We start from the raw sequence: 17,016 nt of genomic DNA on the forward strand, positions 1-17,016 counted from the left end.
GTGCTCCTCACTGGGTGAAAACCGTTGAAACCAACTGGCGGCGCCTTTACCTGGCCGCCGAACACGCGTCGATCCCGCCCGCGATCGCGGTGGCGAGGCGCTGGATCGTCTCTCGCTGCGCGAGTCGCTTTTCCTCGTCGGGATTGACGATCACGCCCGCCTCGACCAGTACGGCCGGGATCGGCGCGGTACGCAGCACGACGAGATCGTCGAAGCGGTGGATGCCGAGTTGCGGATCGATCAGCGGGCGGTTCTCGCCCTTGATCGGCTGCGCGTGATACAGCGACGGCCGTTCGCCGGCCGCGACCAGGCGCTCGGCGATCGCCTTCGCGCAACGCAGGCTTTCCGCGTAGTGCGGATTGCGCTCGGACACGAACACGGCGAAACCGCGGAATTCGCGCTGCCGGCCCGCGTCGATGAACTGCTGCTGCATCGAATCGTGATGGATCGACACGAACAGATTTGCGTCCGGCGCCTGCGTCGAGCGCTGGTCGAGCGCGATCTCGCGGCCGTCGGCCGACGTGCGCAGCACGCGATCGCCGTGCGCGGCGAGCGTCTGCGCGACGGCGGTGGACAGGTCGAGGTTGTACCGGTATTCGACGCGGCCGCTTGCGCCGGTGGCACCCGGGTGGGCCGGCGTATGGCCGGTGTCGACGACGACGTAGCGGCCGGAGGCCGGCTGTGCGTCCGGACCTGCTGCATCGGCCGCATGCAGCGCGAGCGGCGCGCCGAGCAGCGGGACGCATGCGAGCAGGCGCGCGGCGGCGCGCACGAACGGACGAAGGCGTCGAAGGGTTCGGTTTGTCATTGTTGTTGTCGAGGAGGGCATGCGGCGCGTCGTATGACGCGCACCGTCGGCCTGCTCAATGCAGTCGGAATGTCGCGCGATTATAGCGGTTGCCGGCGGCGCCGCAATGACGGAATGCGCGGCGTCGCGCGCGGCGGAAACCGGCGCTCAGGCGAGCACGCGTCGGGCCGCCAGCATGCCCCAGTACGATGCTTCCTCGAACAGCGACAGCCCTGACAGGTCCGCATGCGCGAACACGACGGGGCCATCGGCCTCGCGCAGCGCGAGCAGCCCCGGCCGGCTCAGGAAGCCGACATCGGGTGTCGCCATCGCGTGGCCGCGCACGGTGATCTCGAGCGCGGTCGCGTGCTTCCACAGTTCGCGTCCGTAGACGGCCTGCAGGTCGATCGCCGCCTGTTCGCGCAACGCATCGGGCTTTGCCTGGGCAAGCCAGCGGCGCGTGTCGTCCGGCGTTTGCGTACTCAACGCCTGATAGGCGGAGAACACGGAGCGGGTCGGCGGCGACATCCGGATCAGCTGGTGCGTCGACACGACATAGCCGAGCCCCGCGCCGTCGTAGACGACGTTGTCCCACGCGAGCGGCACGCCGGCTGCCTCGGCCGGCATCCCGTCGAGCAGGAAATTGGACACGAGCCACGGCGCGCGCGGCGGCAGGTCGCGCGCAGGATCGAAGCCGTACGCGCGCAACTGCGGAAACACGCGAGCCGCGACGAACAGCGGCATGGCGCTGACGACGCGCCGCGCCTTCAGCGTGAACGTCGACAGCGTGCCGTCGTCGGCGATGCGCGCACACAGCACGTCGACGCCGCCCGCGCGCTCGGTCGCGCGAACGGCGAAGCCGCGCCGCGACCACGCGTTCGAGCCGGTGCGCGCGGTGATCGAGTCGCTCAGCTTCGTCACCATCGTATGCAGCCCGTCGGGCCAGGTCAGCACGGCGCCGTCGCTCGCATCGCTCGCGTGGCCGCCGCGCGACGAGAAATAGTGCAGGCCGGCCCACGCGGACACGTGCTCGTAACCCGCACCGTAGTCGTCGCGGCAGCAGTAGTTCAGGTACCAGTGCAGCGCGGTCGCGGTGTAGCCCTCGTCGAGCAGCCACTGCCTGAACGAGCGCCGGTCGAGCGCGCGCCAGCGCGGGTCGCGCGACGATTCCGCGAGCGGGATGCAGAACACCTTGCGGCCGTCCGCGCCGCGCGCGGAGCGCAGGCTGTCGGTGTAGGCGAAGAAGCGCGTTTGCTGCGCGAGCGCGTCGGCGTCGAGGCCGGCCGTCGGCACGATGCCGTCCTGCCACTGGCCTCCGATGAACAGCCGTTCGTCGGGTGCGTGCACGAGCGCGCGTTCGTCGTACGCGGGTTGCGCGGAGAACGGCGCCGCTTCGATCACGCCGAGATCGGCGAGCATGTCGCGCAGATGTGCGGATTCGAGCGACGGCAGCGGCAGGTAGTGCGCGCCCTTCGGATAGCCGAGTTCGCCGAAGCGGCCGCCGGCCGCATTGCCGCCGAATTCAGGGCCGGCGAGCACGACGAAGCGTGTGTGCCCCGCGCGCGCGAGCTGCCACGCGCACGACAACCCGGCCGCGCCCGCGCCGAGGACCGCGACCTCGGTCTCGATCGTGCCGGACGGCGGCGGCAGCGCCGCGTGGTCGCGCAGCGCATGGCCTTCGCGCATGCCGGGGTAGCCGACGCGCGGCGTCGTCTCGATCCAGCCGGTGCGGCCGCACGCGGCGAGCGACGCCGCCGCGGACGCGACGAGGAACGTGCGGCGATCCATCAGCGCAGCACGTGCTTCCAGTCGTCGTCGAAGCGGCGCACGAGCGGCTGGTCGTTGAGTTCGTTCGGCGACATCGGCAGCGCCGGCATGTCGGCCGGGAAGTGGAACATCTCGGCGGCCGTCTGCGCGTCGAGCCAGCGCGTCGGCACCGAATAGCGTGTCGGCACGGTGAAGTCGCGGCGCTTGCCGGCGATCACGAAGCCCCAGTCGCCGAACGACGGCACGTAGCAGTGGTACGGCCAGGTGTTGAGGCCGGCTTCGTGCAGCGTCGCGATGATCGTCCAGTACGCGTGCGGCGCGAAGTACGGCGACGTCGACTGGATCACCGCATAGCCGTTCTCGGACAGGTGGCGCGCGAGCAGCCGGAACACCGGCACCGAATACAGCCGGCCGAGCCCGAAGTTGGTCGGATCGGGGAAGTCGACGACGATCGCGTCGTACACGTCGGCGTTCGATTCGAGCCAGCGCACCGCATCGTCGTTGATCACCTGCACGCGCGAGTCCTTCAGCGAACCCTGGTTCAGCTTCACGAGCGGCGCCGAAGTCGAGAACAGCTTCGTCATCGCGGGGTCGAGATCGACGAGCGTGATCCGTTCGAGATTGCGGTGCTTGAGCAGTTCGCGCACCGCGAGGCCGTCGCCGCCGCCGAGCACGAGCACACGCTTCGCCCACGGCAGCGCCTCGATCGTCGGATGGATCAGCGCCTCGTGATAGCGATGCTCGTCGCGCGACGAGAACTGCAGGTTGCCGTTCAGGTACAGCCGCATGTCGTCGTGCCACTGCGTGAGCACGATGCGCTGGTACGGCGTCGTTTCCGAATAGATGGTCTCGTCGCCGTACACGCCGTGCTCGGCCCAGTGCGTGATGCGGTCCGACAGCGCGAAGCCGGCGACGAGCAGCCCGATCACGAGCGACGCGCGCATCAGCTTGCCGCGCACGTTGCGGATCTCGGCGCGGAACAGGTGCGTGGTCCACAGTGCGACGAACGCGTTCAGCAGCCCGAACAGGAAGCTCGTGCGCAACAGGCCGAGACGCGGCGCGAGCACGAGCGGGAAGATCAGCGACACGGCGAGCGAGCCGAGATAGTCGAAGGTCAGCACTTCGCTGACGGTATGGCGGAACGCCTGGCGGCGCTGCTGGAACGCGCGCATCACGAGCGGAATCTCCATCCCGATCAGCAGGCCGAGCGCGAGCACGAGCGCGTAGAGCGCCGCGCGGAAGGGCGCAGCCAGCCACGCGAACACCGCGAACAGCAGCGCTGCCGACACGCCGCCGAGCAGGCCGACGAGCAGCTCGATGTCGACGAAGCGGTCGAGCACGTCGTCGTCCTCGACGAACTTCGCGAGCCACGAGCCGATCCCCATCGCGAACAGGTAGCTGCCGATCACCGACGAGAACTGCAGGATCGAATCGCCGAGCAGGTAGCTCGACAGCGCGCTGCTGATCAGTTCGTAGCCGAGCCCGCACGACGCGAGCACGAGGATCGACAGGACGAGCGCGCGCTTATGCAGCATGGCGCGTCCGTTGTGCAGTGCTCGTCAATGTGGATATACTGGCGCGGATTTTCGTGGGGTGGCCCGCCATGGGCCAGCCTGCGACGGGGCGGCGAACCGAGCACAAAATCCGAGGAAAAGAATGAATAGTGCCTATCTTTATGCGGTTCATTTGCTGTCGGCGTTCGTGCTGCTTTTCGTGTTCGCGGCAGTGTACCTGAAGGTCACCCCGTTCGACGAACTGGCCTTGATCCGCGACGGCAACGCGGCCGCGACGCTGTCGTTCGGCGGCGCGCTGGTCGGCTTCTGCCTGACGCTCGCGTCCAGCATCGCGCACAACTCGACGCTCGGCGAAGTCGTGCTGTGGGCCGTCGGCGCGATGGCCGTGCAGCTCGTCACCTATGCGGTGCTGACCCGCCTGATTCCCGGCATGAACCATGCGATCGAGGATCGCAACGTCGCGATGGGTGGCCTGATGGGCACCGCGTCGCTCGTCGTCGGCATCATCAATGCCGCCTGCCTGACCTGACACGCCACGCGTCCTGGGAGACCGACATGAGTCTGGGTTCGTTTATCCGCAAGCAGTTCATCGACGTCCTGCAATGGACGGAAGACACCGACGGCGTGCTGGCCTGGCGCTATCCGATGGAAGACCAGGAGATTCAGTACGGCGGCCAGCTGACCGTGCGCGAAACGCAGGTCGCGATCTTCGTCAACGAAGGCAAGGTCGCCGACGTGTTCCAGCCCGGGCTGTACAAGCTGGAAACGCGCACGCTGCCGGTGCTCACGTACCTGAAGAACTGGGACAAGTTCTTTCAGTCGCCTTTCAAGTCGGATGTCTACTTCTTCAGCACGCGGCTGCAGCTCGGCCGGCGCTGGGGCACCGCCCAGCCGGTGACGATCCGCGATCGCGAATTCGGCTTCGTGCAGCTGCGCGCGTTCGGCATCTACTCGTACCGGATCGTCGATGCGGCCGCGTTCCACCGCGAGGTGAGCGGCACGCGCGCGCAGTACACGGTCGACGATCTCGAGCAGCAGCTGCGCAACCTGGTCGTCACCGCGATGAGCACGACGTTCGGTTCCGCCGACGTGCCGTTCGTCGACATGGCCGCGAACCAGACGCTGCTGTCGCAACGCGTCGCCGAGGCGCTGGTGCCGGTGTTCACGCGCTACGGCCTCGCGCTCGATGCATTCGCGGTCGAAAGCGTGTCGCTGCCGGCCGAGCTGCAGAAGGCGCTCGACCTGCGGATCGGCGCGGGGATGGCCGGCGATCTCGCCCGCGCGACGCAATATCAGACGGCGCAGGCGATTCCGCTGGCCGCGCAGAACCCGGGCGGCATCGCGGGTGTCGGCGCGGGGCTCGCGGCCGGCGCGGCGATCGGGCAGGCGATGGCCGGCCAGATCGCGGGCGCCGCGCAACCGGCGCCGGCCGCACCGCCCGCGCCCGTCGCGGCACCGGTTGCCGCCACGCAGCCGGCCGCACTGGCCGAAGGGACCGATTACGTGCAACGCCTCGAACAGCTGAAGGCGCTGCTCGACAAGGGCCTCGTCACCGAAGAGGACTATGCGCGCGCGAAGGCGGACATCCTCGCGAAGCTCACCCGGTAAGCGTCGCGCATGTTCAGTACTTCGTGCCCCCAGTGCGGCGCGCCGGTCGAGTTTCGCTCGGCGGCGGCGGTGATGGCCGTCTGCGCGTTCTGTCGCAGCACGCTGCTCAAGCGCGGCGCCGACGTCGAGCGCATCGGCGAGCTGGCCACGGTGCTCGACGACGCGTCGCCGATCCAGATCGGCACGGCCGGGCGCTACGGCAAGCGCACGTTCACGGTGCTCGGCCGCATCCAGATGACCTACGACGCCGGCACGTGGAGCGAGTGGTACGTCGTGTTCGACGACGGCGCGTTCGGCTGGCTGTCGGATGCGTCGGGCCAGTATGCGGTCACGGTGCGCGAGCCCGACGATGCGTCGGGCGGCGCGTGGCCCGCGTTCGGCACGCTCGAACCGGGCATGCGGATCGACCACGGCGGCCGCGCGTATCTCGTGTCCGACGTGCGTACCGCGCGCTGCACGGGCGGCGACGGCGAGTTGCCGTTCCGCATCGATGCGGGCTGGGAAGCGCGCGTCGTCGACCTGCGCACCGGCAATGCATTCGCGACTTACGACTATTCCGACGCCGACGCGAACGGCGGGAGCCCGGCCGTCTACAGCGGCGAAGCGATGGAATTCGACGCGCTCGCATTCACGGGGCTGCGCGATACCGACAACGACACGCGGGAGAAACGGGGCGCGCAGATGGTGCCGTTCGCGTGCCCGAGCTGCGGCGCGCCGCTGTCGTATGCACCGAACCTCGCCGACTACGTCGTGTGCGGCAGCTGCCACGCGGGCGTGCAGTGCACGGCCGAGCAGCAGACCGTGTTCGCCGCGCAGCGCAAGCTCGATGCGGTGAAGGGCGCGCTTGAGCTCGGTGCGACCGGCACGTTCGACGGCGTGAAGTACACGGTGATCGGCATGATGCGTTGCCGCGTGCCGGGCGACGACGAGACGTGGGACGAATACCTGCTGCTGAACCCGAAGCGCGGCTTCCTGTGGCTCGTGCAGAGCGAAGGGCGCTGGGAACGCGTGCAGGTGCTCGATCACTGGCCGACGATCGGCGGCGAGTCCGACGTCACCGACGAAGGCAAGACCTATCGACTGCGCGAGACGTACGAGTCGGAAGTCGTGTACGTGGTCGGCGCGTTCAACTGGCGCGTGCAGGTCGGCGACCGCACGTCGATCGCCGACTACGGCTGGCAGAAGGACAAGCTCACGCGTGAGCGCAGCGCCGCGGAAATCGTCTGGTCGCGTGCGCGGCCGTTGTCGGCCGGCGCACTGGCCGAACGCTTCGCGACGCCGGCGCTCGCGACGGCAGCGGTTGCGTCCGCAACGGGTTCCGCCGGGACGTCGACGGGCCTGTTCGGCGCGAAGCAGCCGCACAGCTTCGCGCCGCTGCCGATCGTGTTCAGCGCGATGCTCGTGATCTTCAACCTGGGTTCGCTGTTCTCGTTCAGCGGCCGCTCCGTCTACGTGCTGATCGGCCTGCTCGTGCTGTGGCTGCCGGAATGGCTGTGGAAGGGCTTCGCGTCCGACGGGGGCAACTCGTAATGCGTTACATCCTCTACGGACTTTACGGGCTGATCGTCGTCACGCTGTTCAGCTGCGCGTCGCTCGGCGGCAGCGGTTCGGGCGGCAGCGGGTGGGGCAGTTCGTCGGCGCGCAGCGGCTATTCGTCGTACGGGTCGCACAAATGACGGCGCGCGACGGTATCGCCGCGCCGCGAGCGGCGCTCGGCTCGCACGTGCTGGCCGATCTCGCCGGCATCGACGCGGCACTGCTGCGCGACGCCGCGCGGCTCGAGACGATACTCACCGACGCCGCGCAGCAGGCCGGCGCACGCGTGATCGGCGCGCATTTCCATCACTTCGGCGGTGAGCATGGGGTGACGGGTGTCGTGCTGCTCGCGGAGTCGCACATCACGATTCATACGTGGCCGGAGCACGGCTTCGCGGCCGTCGATGCGTTCATGTGCGGCGCCGCGCGCGCCGCCGAGGCGGTCGATGCGATCGCCGCCGCGCTCGGCACGCACGCGCGGGTCCGGCAGCAGGTGGCGCGCGGCGTCGCATGAGCGACCGGGGCGACAGCGGTGGTCGCGCATGCGACGACGCGCTGCACCGATTTCGCGAACCGCTTATGATCGTGCGGTACGACGTCCCCACGCAGAGGTCCCCATGCACATCGCCATCCTGACCTTCGACGGTTTCAACGAACTCGATTCGCTGATCGCGCTCGGGATTCTCAACCGGGTCAGGCAGCCGGGCTGGCGGGTGTCGATCGCGAGCCCGACCGGCCGCGTGCGCTCGATGAACGGCGTGACGATCGACGCGCAAGCGTCGCTGCAGGACGCCCGCGACGCGGACGCCGTGCTGGTGGGCAGCGGCGTGCGGACCCGCGACGTCGTCGCTGATGCCGCGTTGATGGCGCAATTGCAGTTCGACCCCGCGCGGCAGTTGCTCGGCGCGCAGTGCTCGGGCACGCTCGTGCTGGCGAAGCTGGGCTGGCTCGGCGATGTCCCCGCGTGTACCGACCTGACCACGAAGCCGTGGGTGCAGGAAGCCGGCGTGGCTGTGCTCGACCAGCCGTTCGTGGCCAGCGGGAACGTCGCGACCGCCGGCGGGTGCCTGTCGTCGCAGTATCTGGCCGCGTGGTTCATCGCGCGTCTGGCCGGCATCGAGGCCGCGCGCAGTGCGATTCACTATGTCGCGCCGGTGGGCGAGAAGGACGATTACGTCGCGCGCGCGATCGCGAACATTTCGCCGTTCCTCTGATGCGTGCGGCGTCGCGCGTCAGCGCGGCAGCGCTTCGGCTTCGGCCCAACGCTTGAACGAGTCGAGACGCCGGCGCGTGTGCACGAGATAGAACGCGCCGATCAGCGGTTCGAGCAGCCAGCGCAGCCAGTACGGCTGCGCACGGAAGTGATACGTGAACTTCACTTCGGTCGTGCCCGGTGTGTGCTCGGTGAAATTCCAGCTGCCGCTGAAGCGTTCGAGCACCTTCGGCCCGTCGACCATTTCGACGGCCGCGACCTGCGGCGGACGGTACGAGATGTAGCGCGACACCATCGTCGCGCCCGACTGGCTGCGGCAGAACGCATCGACGCCGACGTCGGCCGTCATCCCGTCGGGCAGATACGCGTCGGCAAGGAAGCTGTCCCACACGAGCCGCCGCGCGTAGTCCTGCGACCACGTGAAGAGGCGTCTGCGATCGACGCCGACGATCCGGCTGACTGAGATCCTCATGATGGGTAGCAAGCGCAACGCTGTAATCGGGATGAAATCGAGTGTAACCCGCCAAAGCCGCGCAATTCTTCAGACTTCGTCAAGTCGAGCGCGCGCTCGATTGACCTTCTCCGGGAATTCCCCTACGATCGATTCCATGCCTTCGGGAAAGACCCGAAGCGTTTCAATCTCTTGAGGGAGCCTCATGAGTACGCAACAGAACCGGCGCTTCGACGCGCTCGTTTTCATTGGTCGTTTCCAGCCTCCGCATCGTGGTCACCTGAACGTGCTGAAGTCCGCACTGAGCCGGGCCGAGCGCGTATGCGTGCTGATCGGATCGACCGACAAGCCCCGCACCATCAAGGATCCGTTCTCGTTCGACGAGCGCCGCCAGATGCTGGCTTCGCTGCTCGAGCCGTCCGAGCGCGAGCGCGTGACGGTCGCGCCCGTGCAGGATACGACGTACAACGACGGCGACTGGGTGCGCTGGGTGCAGGATGCCGTGGCCGCCTCGCTCGGCGACGTTGCGCAGCGCAGGGTCGGGCTGATCGGCCACGAGAAGGACGCCACGTCGTATTACCTGCGGATGTTCCCGCAATGGGAGCTCGTCGACGTCGATGCGACCGAAGACATCTCCGCCACCGAAATCCGCGATCAGTATTTCGCCGAACGCACCAACAGCTTCGTGCAATGGGCCGTGCCGGAACCGGTGTTCGGCTGGCTCGAACGCTTTCGCACGCAGCCGGCATTCGCGCAGCTGAAGGCCGAGGCCGAATTCATCGCCGGCTATCGCAAGGCGTGGTCGGCCGCACCGTATCCGGTCACGTTCGTGACGGTCGACGCGGTGGTCGTGCACTCGGGCCATCTCCTGCTCGTGCGCCGGCGCAGCGAACCGGGCCGCGGCCTGTGGGCGTTGCCGGGCGGGTTCGTGAACCAGGACGAACGGCTCGACGCGGCCTGCATCCGCGAACTGCGCGAGGAGACCGGCCTGAAGCTGCCGGAGCCCGTGCTGCGCGGCTCGATCAAGGATCGCCAGGTATTCGATCATCCGACCCGCTCGCTGCGCGGCCGCACGATCACGCACGCATGCCTGTTCAACTTCCCGACCGGCGAGTTACCGCGCGTGAAGGGCAGCGACGACGCCGACAAGGCGCGCTGGGTGCCGCTCAACGAATTCGCGCAGATGCGCAACGTGATGTTCGAGGATCACTTCGAGATCGCGTATCACTTCCTGGGGAAGCTGTGACACGCTGATTCCCCGGATTCCGGTCCGCCGCGACAGACGCGGTGGCACTTCAACGGCCTAGAGGAGCTCTAGCCATGCAAAACGATCCCGGCGGCTTTGCCGCGGTTCTCGCCAATCCGATCCTCAACACGGATTCGTACAAGGCTTCCCACTTCCTGCAATACCCGCCCGACGCGCAGGCGATGTTCTCGTACGTCGAGTCGCGCGGCGGCCGCTATGACCGCACGCTGTTCTTCGGCCTGCAGATGTTGCTGAAGGACTATCTGTGCCGGCCGGTCACGCACGCGATGATCGACGACGCGCGCGATTTCTTCGCGGTGCACGGCGAGCCGTTCAACGAGGACGGCTGGCGTCATGTCGTCGAGCACTACGACGGCTACCTGCCCGTCAGGATCCGCGCGGTGCCCGAAGGTTCGATCGTGCCCGTGCACAACGTGCTGATGACCGTCGAATGCGACGACCCGAAGGTGTTCTGGCTCGCGTCGTATCTGGAGACGATGCTGCTGCGCGTGTGGTACCCGGTGACGGTCGCGACGCGCAGCTGGCATCTGCGGCAGACGATCCGCCGCTTTCTCGAGAAGACCGACGACGATCTCGCGCAGCTGCCGTTCAAGCTGCACGACTTCGGCGCGCGCGGCGTATCGAGCGCGGAGTCGGCCGCGATCGGCGGCGCGGCGCACCTCGTGAGCTTCATGGGTTCGGACACGGTGCTCGGCGTGCTGGCCGCGAACCGCTTCTATCGCGAGCCGATGGCCGCGTACTCGGTGCCCGCGGCCGAGCACAGCACGATCACGTCGTGGGGGCGCGAGCACGAAGCCGATGCATACCGGAACATGATCGCTCGCTTCGGTTTGCCCGGCGCGATCGTGTCGGTCGTGTCGGACTCCTATGATCTGTTCGCCGCGCTTGAACTGTGGGGCGGCCCGCTGCGCCAGGCGGTGATCGATTCGGGCGCGACGCTCGTCGTGCGTCCCGATTCGGGCGACCCGGTGAAGATCGTGCTGCAGACCGTGCGCGCGCTCGACGCTTCGTTCGGCTCGTCCGTGAACGGCAAGGGACGGCGCGTGCTGAATCGCGTGCGCGTGATCCAGGGCGACGGCGTCGACGAGCTGTCGATCGACGCGATCCTGTCCGCACTCGACGACGCGGGTTATGCGGCCGGCAACGTCGTGTTCGGGATGGGCGGCGCGCTGCTGCAGCAGGTGAATCGCGATACGCAGCGCTTCGCGATGAAGTGCTCGGCGATCCGGCGCGGCGACGTGTGGCATGGCGTGAGCAAGGATCCGGTTACCGATCCGGGCAAGCGCTCGAAGCAGGGCCGGCTAACGCTGCTGCGCAATCGGCGCACGGGAGAATACCGGACGGTGACGCTGCCGGTTGCGTGGGACGATCGCGCGCTGGAAGGCGAGTGGGATGACGCGCTCGAAACGGTGTTCGATACCGGGCGGATGCTGGTCGATACGACGTTCGCCGAGGTGCGGGCGAGGGCGCACGCGGGCGAGCAGTGACACACGCGCCGGGGTGAGGTGGCAACGCGCGTCACCCCGGCGACGTCAGGGCGTGTCGTGCAGCCGGCCTCGCACGGGTAGTCCGCTGTTTCAAGGCCCGGTTCGTGTGCGCATCGCATCGGCGATTGCGTCGCGCACGCAACCCGCGGCGATTTCCGACGCGCGCGTGCGTGCCGCCCGCGCCAGACGCGCGATCACCAGCGGCTGGATCACGGTGGATTCCCGAATCGCACATTCGACGACGAGCGGCGAGCGCGAGACCACCGGGCTTTGCGTGATCAGCAGCGACACGCCGAGCCCGCTCGCGACCATTGCCCGAACCAGTTCGATCGAGACCGCGCGATAGCGCACGTTCGGCGACAAGCCGCATTGCCAGAACGGCGCCATCAGGAAGTCGCGGCTGTGCGGCAGGTCGATCAGGATGAACGGATACGCGGCGAGATCGCGCAACGAAATCGCGCGCTTGCGTTTCGCCAGCGCGGACCCTGCAGGTACGAGCGCATAGGGCCGCAATTCGGCGAGGCACTCGCGCTCGATGTCTTCGGGCAGGCCGACGTCGTACATCAACGCGAAATCGATCTGCTGCTTGTGCAGGGCAATGTCGAGCTGTGCCAGATCGCCTTCCACGAAACGGATTTCGAGGCGCGGATGGCGCTGCTGCGCGAGTTCCAGCACGCGCGGCAAATAGACCGGCGCGATCGTGCTGAATACGCCGATATGGACGATGCCGCCCGGCTCGTCACCGATGTCGTCGGTCGCGAATGCGGACGCCGACGCCAGCAACTGGCGCGCCTCGGCGAGCTTGCGTTCGCCGAAATGCGTCAGCGTCATCCGCGTGCCCGCGCCGCGCGTGAACAGCCGGTCGTCGAACAGCGCTTCGAGCTCGCGGATCGCGACCGAGATCGACGGTTGCGACACGTTGAGCTGGACCGCAGCTGCGGTTGTGCTGCCCGATTCGGCGGCAGCGACGAAATAGCGAAGCAGTCTCAGCGACAGAGCCATGGCGAACCCATATGAAAATCCTATAGGCGTTAATTTATTCCGATATTTTATCTGATTGCCCCGCTCGAACAGAATCACTGCATCGGCCGATTCGGCCCGACCTTCAGGAGAAAGATGCCGTGACTGTATCCAGGCTGCCGCTCGACGGCATACGCGTGATCGATTTTTCCCGGGTGCTGGCGGGGCCGCTGTGTTCGGCGTTGCTCGGCGATCTCGGCGCCGACGTGATCAAGATCGAGCCGCCCGCCGGTGACGACTATCGGGCGATCGGCCCGTTTGCGAATGGCGAGAGCGGGCTGTTCGGCGCGATGAATCGCAACAAGCGTAGTGTCGTGATCGACCTGAAGACCTCCGACGGCCAGGCGCTTGCGCAGTCGTTGTGCACCGGCGCGGATGTCGTCGTCGAGAATTTTCGCCCCGGCGTGGCCGATCGGCTCGGGATCGGTTATGCGACGCTGTCTGCCCGAAAGCCGGCGCTGGTGTACGCGAGCGTGTCCGGATTCGGGCAGACTGGCCCGGAATCGCGCCGGCCGGCGTACGACATCATCCTGCAGGCGATGTGCGGGCTGATGGATGCGACCGGTGCACCCGACGGCGAGCCGACACTCGTCGGCGATTCGGTGTCCGATGTGGTCAGCGGGATTTTTGCGTCATGGGGCGTGCTCGCGGCGCTGATCGCGCGCGATCGCACCGGACAGGGCACGCACGTCGACGTGTCGATGTTCGATGCGACGATGAGCCTGACCGCCGCACTGGTCGCGCGTTATGCGACAACCGGCATTGCGCCGCGGCGCGTTGGCAATCGCCATCCGACGTCCGCGCCGTTCGGCGCATATCGTGCCGCGGATGGCCATTTCGTCGTCGCGGTGCTCAACAACAAGCTGTTCGGATTGCTTGCCGACACGATCGGCCAGCCGGTGCTGGTCGACGATGCACGTTTCGCGTCCGACACGTTGCGCTGTGAACACGAAGCGGCGTTGCGCGCGTACATCGAGCGGTGGGCCGCGACGCGCTCGGTCGACGAGGTCAACGCGACGCTGGCCGCGGCGGGCATTCCGGTCGCACCGATCCGGAACATACGGCAAGCGCTCGAAAGCGAGCAGGCACGTACACGGCGACTGCTCGTCGATACCACCGCGGCCGACGGCTCGCCGATCCGGTTGCCCGCGCAACCTCTGAAGTTTTCCGCGTATCCCGACACCCGCACCACCCGCGCACCGCAGCTCGGCGAACACACGCACGCCGTGCTTGGGCAGGTGCTCGGCCTCGACGAAGCAGCGATCGCCGCATTGGCGAAGACCGGCGTGATTCGCGCGGCGCCCGACCCGACCGACGGCGGCGCTGCCGAGCCGTCACGACAGACCGAAACCCATCAGGAGATGAACGATGCTTAAACGACTGGGCGTCGGCGATGCCGACCTCGAAATTGCCGACGCGATCCGCCGTTTCGCACAAGCCGAACTCGCACCGCACGCGGCGCAGGTCGATCGCGACGAGACGTCGACCACGCGTTACGTGCCCGCGCTGGCCGAACTCGGCGTGATGGGGATGAACCTGCCGGAGCGCTGGGGCGGAATCGGCGCGTCGCCGGCCGCGATCATCCTGTCGCTGGCCGAAATCGCGAACGCCTGCGCGGCGACGTCGTCGATGATCGGCGCGCACTATCTGGCGACCGATTCGATGCTGATCGGCGGCGACGACGCGTTGCGCGCGCGCTACCTGCCGGACGCCGCAAGCGGCGCGAAGCTGGGTGCGTTTGCGCTGACCGAGCCGCAGGCCGGCTCCAATCCGGCCGGCATGACGACCCAGGCCGTGCGCGACGGCGACACCTACCGGATACGCGGCGTCAAGCACTTCATCTCGAACGCCGATGCTGCGCAGTTCATCGTCGTCTATGCGAAAACCTCGCCCGAACTCGGGACGCGAGGCATCAGCGCGTTCGTCGTCGATCGCGATACGCCCGGCGTGTCGGTGTCGTCGCCGGAGAAACTGATGGGCATTCACGGCGCGCCCGCGCACGAAGTCGCATTCGATTGCATGGTGCCGGCATCGAACCGGCTCGGCGATGAAGGGAGCGGCTTTCGCACTGCGATGAAGGTGCTCGACAACAGCCGGCTCGACGTCGCGGCGACGAGCCTGGGCATTGCGGAGGCCGCTCTGGGCGACGCGATCGACTGGGCGAAGCAGCGTCACGTCGGCGGCGAGGCGCTCGCGAACAAGCAGGGGCTGCAATGGCGATTCGCCGACATGAAGACGCAGCTCGAAGCCGCATGGCTGCTGACGCTGCAGGCCGCGGCGCGGCGCGCTGCCGGCGAACCGTTTACCGACCTGGCATCGATGGCGAAACTGTATGCATCGGAGATGGTCGCGTTCGTGACCGATGCGGCACTGCAGATTCACGGCGGCTATGGGTTCACGCGCGAAATGCGGATCGAACGACTCGTTCGGGACGCGCGCATTCTGCGGATCTACGAAGGATCGTCGGAGATCCAGCGCACGGTGATTGCACGCACGATGCTGGCATGACGGCACGTGAAATCGAACAAGGAGACGCGTGGTGAAAGTACTGGTGACTGTGAAAAGGGTCGTCGACGCGAATGTGAAGGTCGGCGTGAAATCCGATCAATCCGGCGTCGACATCGCGAACGTGAAGATGTCGATGAACCCGTTCGACGAAATCGCGGTGGAAGAAGCGGTGCGGCTGAAGGAAGCGGGTGTCGCGACCGAAGTGATCGCGGTGTCGGTGGGCGTCACGCAAGCGCAGGAAACGCTGCGCACGGCGCTGGCGATCGGCGCGGATCGCGCGATCCTCGTCGAAGCTGGCGACGCGGTCGAGCCGCTCGGTGTCGCGAAGATCCTGAAGGCGCTGGTCGACAAGGAACAGCCGCAACTGGTGATCCTCGGCAAGCAGGCGATCGACGACGATTCGAACCAGACCGGTCAGATGCTCGCTGCGCTGGCTAGCCTGCCGCAGGCGACGTTCGCGTCGAAGGTGGCGATCGCCGACGGCCGTGCGACGGTCGCACGTGAAGTCGACGGCGGCGCGGAAACGCTGTCGCTGACGCTGCCGGCGGTGGTGACGACCGACCTGCGCCTGAACGAGCCGCGCTACGTGACGCTGCCGAACATCATGAAGGCGAAGAAGAAGCCGCTGGAAACCGTGAAGCCGGAAGACCTGGGCGTGGACGTCGCGCCGCGTCTGAAGACGCTGAAGGTGGCCGAGCCGCCGAAGCGCGCGGCCGGCGTGAAGGTGCCGGACGTGAAGACGCTGGTCGAGAAGCTGAAGACCGAAGCCAAGGTGCTGTAAGAGGGAGCGGAAAGAAATGACGATTCTGGTGATTGCAGAGTGCGACGCCCCGAAGGAAGCCCCCTTGGGGGGCAACGTGTCGATCAAGGCCGCGACGCTGAATACGGTGGCAGCGGCAGCCGAGGTTGGCAAATTCGTCGGTGGTGACATCCACGTGCTGGTCGCGGGCCACAACGCGCAAGGCGCGGCCGATGCAGCAGCAAAGATTGCAGGTGTTTCGAAAGTGCTGCTGGCCGATGCGCCGCAACTCGAAGCGGGCCTCGCGGAAAACGTCGAAGCGACCGCGCTGAACATCGCGAAGGACTACTCGCACATCCTCGCGCCGGCAACGGCTTACGGCAAGAACATCGCGCCGCGGATCGCCGCGAAGCTGGACGTCGCGCAGATTTCGGACATCACGGCGGTCGACAGTGCCGACACGTTCGAGCGCCCGATCTACGCGGGAAACGCGATCGCGACGGTGCAGTCGAGCGACCCGATCAAGGTCATCACGGTGCGCGCGACGGGCTTCGATCCGGTGGCAGCGGAAGGCGGCAGCGCAGCGGTCGAGAAGATCGAAGCGGCGGCGGACGCAGGCAAGTCGCAGTTCGTGAGCCGTGAAGTGACGAAGCTGGACCGTCCGGAACTGACGTCGGCGAGCATCATCGTGTCGGGTGGCCGCGGCCTGGGCAGCGGCGAGAACTATACGAAGGTTCTCGAGCCGCTGGCCGACAAGCTGAGCGCTGCACTCGGCGCATCGCGCGCGGCAGTCGATGCCGGCTACGTGCCGAACGACTATCAAGTCGGCCAGACCGGCAAGATCGTCGCACCGCAGCTGTACATCGCGGTCGGCATCTCGGGTGCGATCCAGCACTTGGCCGGCATGAAGGATTCGAAGGTGATCGTCGCGATCAACAAGGATCCGGAAGCGCCGATCTTCAGCGTGGCCGACTACGGCCTCGTCGGCGATCTGCACGAACTCGTCCCGCAGCTGACCGCGTCGCTCTGATTCGTGTACCCCGTCAGGGTCCATCGATCCTGCCAGCACGCCGTGTCATCGCGACCGGCGCGCGATCCACGCGAAGGACCGTAGCCTGA

The 17,016-nt window shown here is 67.3% G+C and carries 17 protein-coding genes; 12 read left to right on the plus strand and 5 right to left on the minus strand.

Annotated elements, in window-relative coordinates:
- Positions 1 to 46: 46 nt before the first annotated feature.
- The 3 genes from NQV17_RS04210 to NQV17_RS04220 all read right to left on the minus strand — a co-directional run bounded on the left by NQV17_RS04210 (position 47) and on the right by NQV17_RS04220 (position 4,089).
- Complete coding sequence (locus NQV17_RS04210) at positions 47 to 808, minus strand: N-acetylmuramoyl-L-alanine amidase (RefSeq protein ID WP_257769144.1); 762 nt, start codon at positions 806 to 808, stop codon at positions 47 to 49.
- Between the two features lie 147 nt (positions 809 to 955).
- Positions 956 to 2,575: an FAD-dependent oxidoreductase gene (locus tag NQV17_RS04215; protein WP_257769146.1), complete on the minus strand. Its 1,620-nt coding sequence runs from the start codon at positions 2,573 to 2,575 to the stop codon at positions 956 to 958.
- Positions 2,575 to 4,089, minus strand: a complete 1,515-nt coding sequence (locus NQV17_RS04220) for a polyamine aminopropyltransferase (protein WP_257769148.1) — start codon at positions 4,087 to 4,089, stop codon at positions 2,575 to 2,577. The genes NQV17_RS04215 and NQV17_RS04220 overlap by 1 nt, the downstream gene beginning before the upstream one ends.
- A gap of 121 nt (positions 4,090 to 4,210) precedes the next feature.
- On the opposite strand from NQV17_RS04220, the gene NQV17_RS04225 reads away from it, so the two are divergent.
- The 6 genes from NQV17_RS04225 (at position 4,211) to NQV17_RS04250 (ending at position 8,426) form a co-directional block, all read left to right on the plus strand.
- A complete protein-coding gene (locus tag NQV17_RS04225) occupies positions 4,211 to 4,597 on the plus strand; it encodes a DUF350 domain-containing protein (protein WP_014898735.1) in 387 nt (128 codons plus the stop codon).
- A gap of 26 nt (positions 4,598 to 4,623) precedes the next feature.
- Positions 4,624 to 5,676 carry an SPFH domain-containing protein gene (locus NQV17_RS04230; protein WP_257769152.1) on the plus strand — a complete coding sequence of 351 codons (1,053 nt, stop codon included), beginning with the start codon at positions 4,624 to 4,626 and terminating at the stop codon, positions 5,674 to 5,676.
- 9 nt (positions 5,677 to 5,685) lie between these two features.
- Positions 5,686 to 7,206, plus strand: coding sequence for a DUF4178 domain-containing protein (locus NQV17_RS04235; RefSeq protein ID WP_257769154.1), 1,521 nt, complete (start codon positions 5,686 to 5,688; stop codon positions 7,204 to 7,206).
- Positions 7,206 to 7,352 carry a hypothetical protein gene (locus NQV17_RS04240; protein WP_170296473.1) on the plus strand — a complete coding sequence of 49 codons (147 nt, stop codon included), beginning with the start codon at positions 7,206 to 7,208 and terminating at the stop codon, positions 7,350 to 7,352. The genes NQV17_RS04235 and NQV17_RS04240 overlap by 1 nt, the downstream gene beginning before the upstream one ends.
- On the plus strand, positions 7,349 to 7,726 hold the full coding sequence (gene speD / locus NQV17_RS04245) for an adenosylmethionine decarboxylase (protein ID WP_257769158.1): 378 nt from the start codon (positions 7,349 to 7,351) through the stop codon (positions 7,724 to 7,726). The genes NQV17_RS04240 and speD overlap by 4 nt, the downstream gene beginning before the upstream one ends.
- Positions 7,727 to 7,829: 103 nt before the next feature.
- On the plus strand, positions 7,830 to 8,426 hold the full coding sequence (locus NQV17_RS04250; RefSeq protein WP_124667354.1) for a DJ-1/PfpI family protein: 597 nt from the start codon (positions 7,830 to 7,832) through the stop codon (positions 8,424 to 8,426).
- Positions 8,427 to 8,444: 18 nt separating this feature from the next.
- Here the strand turns inward: NQV17_RS04250 and NQV17_RS04255 are convergent, their stop codons facing one another.
- A complete protein-coding gene (locus tag NQV17_RS04255; RefSeq protein WP_124891782.1) occupies positions 8,445 to 8,897 on the minus strand; it encodes a type II toxin-antitoxin system RatA family toxin in 453 nt (150 codons plus the stop codon).
- Positions 8,898 to 9,081: 184 nt separating this feature from the next.
- On the opposite strand from NQV17_RS04255, the gene NQV17_RS04260 reads away from it, so the two are divergent.
- Both NQV17_RS04260 and NQV17_RS04265 read left to right on the plus strand, forming a co-directional pair.
- On the plus strand, positions 9,082 to 10,122 hold the full coding sequence (locus NQV17_RS04260) for a bifunctional nicotinamide-nucleotide adenylyltransferase/Nudix hydroxylase (protein WP_257769163.1): 1,041 nt from the start codon (positions 9,082 to 9,084) through the stop codon (positions 10,120 to 10,122).
- Between the two features lie 74 nt (positions 10,123 to 10,196).
- Entirely contained in the window at positions 10,197 to 11,630 is a 1,434-nt protein-coding gene (locus NQV17_RS04265) for a nicotinate phosphoribosyltransferase (protein WP_257769165.1), read from the plus strand.
- A 90-nt stretch (positions 11,631 to 11,720) separates the two neighbouring features.
- Here the strand turns inward: NQV17_RS04265 and NQV17_RS04270 are convergent, their stop codons facing one another.
- A complete protein-coding gene (locus NQV17_RS04270; protein ID WP_257770221.1) occupies positions 11,721 to 12,632 on the minus strand; it encodes a LysR family transcriptional regulator in 912 nt (303 codons plus the stop codon).
- A 119-nt stretch (positions 12,633 to 12,751) separates the two neighbouring features.
- Here NQV17_RS04270 and NQV17_RS04275 point away from each other — a divergent pair, with 119 nt between their 5' ends.
- From NQV17_RS04275 to NQV17_RS04290, 4 genes are read left to right on the plus strand one after another with little or no spacing between them, the layout of a single operon-like run.
- The gene (locus tag NQV17_RS04275; RefSeq protein ID WP_257769167.1) at positions 12,752 to 14,026 is read left to right on the plus strand and encodes a CaiB/BaiF CoA-transferase family protein; all 1,275 of its coding nucleotides are present in this window, start codon (positions 12,752 to 12,754) and stop codon (positions 14,024 to 14,026) included.
- Positions 14,019 to 15,158 carry an acyl-CoA dehydrogenase family protein gene (locus NQV17_RS04280; RefSeq protein ID WP_257769169.1) on the plus strand — a complete coding sequence of 380 codons (1,140 nt, stop codon included), beginning with the start codon at positions 14,019 to 14,021 and terminating at the stop codon, positions 15,156 to 15,158. Before NQV17_RS04275 ends, NQV17_RS04280 begins: the two co-directional genes overlap by 8 nt.
- A gap of 31 nt (positions 15,159 to 15,189) precedes the next feature.
- Positions 15,190 to 15,939: an electron transfer flavoprotein subunit beta/FixA family protein gene (locus NQV17_RS04285; RefSeq protein ID WP_257769171.1), complete on the plus strand. Its 750-nt coding sequence runs from the start codon at positions 15,190 to 15,192 to the stop codon at positions 15,937 to 15,939.
- A gap of 16 nt (positions 15,940 to 15,955) precedes the next feature.
- Positions 15,956 to 16,927, plus strand: a complete 972-nt coding sequence (locus NQV17_RS04290; RefSeq protein ID WP_257769173.1) for an electron transfer flavoprotein subunit alpha/FixB family protein — start codon at positions 15,956 to 15,958, stop codon at positions 16,925 to 16,927.
- Positions 16,928 to 17,016: the final 89 nt, after the last annotated feature.

The sequence above is a fragment of the Burkholderia sp. SCN-KJ genome, from assembly GCF_024656005.1.
Classification (GTDB): Bacteria; Pseudomonadota; Gammaproteobacteria; order Burkholderiales; family Burkholderiaceae; genus Burkholderia.

Excerpts from the sequence above, each read along its gene's own strand:
- NQV17_RS04210 (WP_257769144.1), bottom strand. The coding sequence starts at position 808 with ATGACAAACCGAACCCTTCGACGCCTTCGTCCGTTCGTGCGCGCCGCC.
- NQV17_RS04215 (WP_257769146.1), bottom strand. The coding sequence starts at position 2,575 with ATGGATCGCCGCACGTTCCTCGTCGCGTCCGCGGCGGCGTCGCTCGCC.
- NQV17_RS04220 (WP_257769148.1), bottom strand. The coding sequence starts at position 4,089 with ATGCTGCATAAGCGCGCGCTCGTCCTGTCGATCCTCGTGCTCGCGTCG.
- NQV17_RS04225 (WP_014898735.1), top strand. The coding sequence starts at position 4,211 with ATGAATAGTGCCTATCTTTATGCGGTTCATTTGCTGTCGGCGTTCGTG.
- NQV17_RS04230 (WP_257769152.1), top strand. The coding sequence starts at position 4,624 with ATGAGTCTGGGTTCGTTTATCCGCAAGCAGTTCATCGACGTCCTGCAA.
- NQV17_RS04235 (WP_257769154.1), top strand. The coding sequence starts at position 5,686 with ATGTTCAGTACTTCGTGCCCCCAGTGCGGCGCGCCGGTCGAGTTTCGC.
- NQV17_RS04240 (WP_170296473.1), top strand. The coding sequence starts at position 7,206 with ATGCGTTACATCCTCTACGGACTTTACGGGCTGATCGTCGTCACGCTG.
- speD (WP_257769158.1), top strand. The coding sequence starts at position 7,349 with ATGACGGCGCGCGACGGTATCGCCGCGCCGCGAGCGGCGCTCGGCTCG.
- NQV17_RS04250 (WP_124667354.1), top strand. The coding sequence starts at position 7,830 with ATGCACATCGCCATCCTGACCTTCGACGGTTTCAACGAACTCGATTCG.
- NQV17_RS04255 (WP_124891782.1), bottom strand. The coding sequence starts at position 8,897 with ATGAGGATCTCAGTCAGCCGGATCGTCGGCGTCGATCGCAGACGCCTC.
- NQV17_RS04260 (WP_257769163.1), top strand. The coding sequence starts at position 9,082 with ATGAGTACGCAACAGAACCGGCGCTTCGACGCGCTCGTTTTCATTGGT.
- NQV17_RS04265 (WP_257769165.1), top strand. The coding sequence starts at position 10,197 with ATGCAAAACGATCCCGGCGGCTTTGCCGCGGTTCTCGCCAATCCGATC.
- NQV17_RS04270 (WP_257770221.1), bottom strand. The coding sequence starts at position 12,632 with ATGGCTCTGTCGCTGAGACTGCTTCGCTATTTCGTCGCTGCCGCCGAA.
- NQV17_RS04280 (WP_257769169.1), top strand. The coding sequence starts at position 14,019 with ATGCTTAAACGACTGGGCGTCGGCGATGCCGACCTCGAAATTGCCGAC.
- NQV17_RS04290 (WP_257769173.1), top strand. The coding sequence starts at position 15,956 with ATGACGATTCTGGTGATTGCAGAGTGCGACGCCCCGAAGGAAGCCCCC.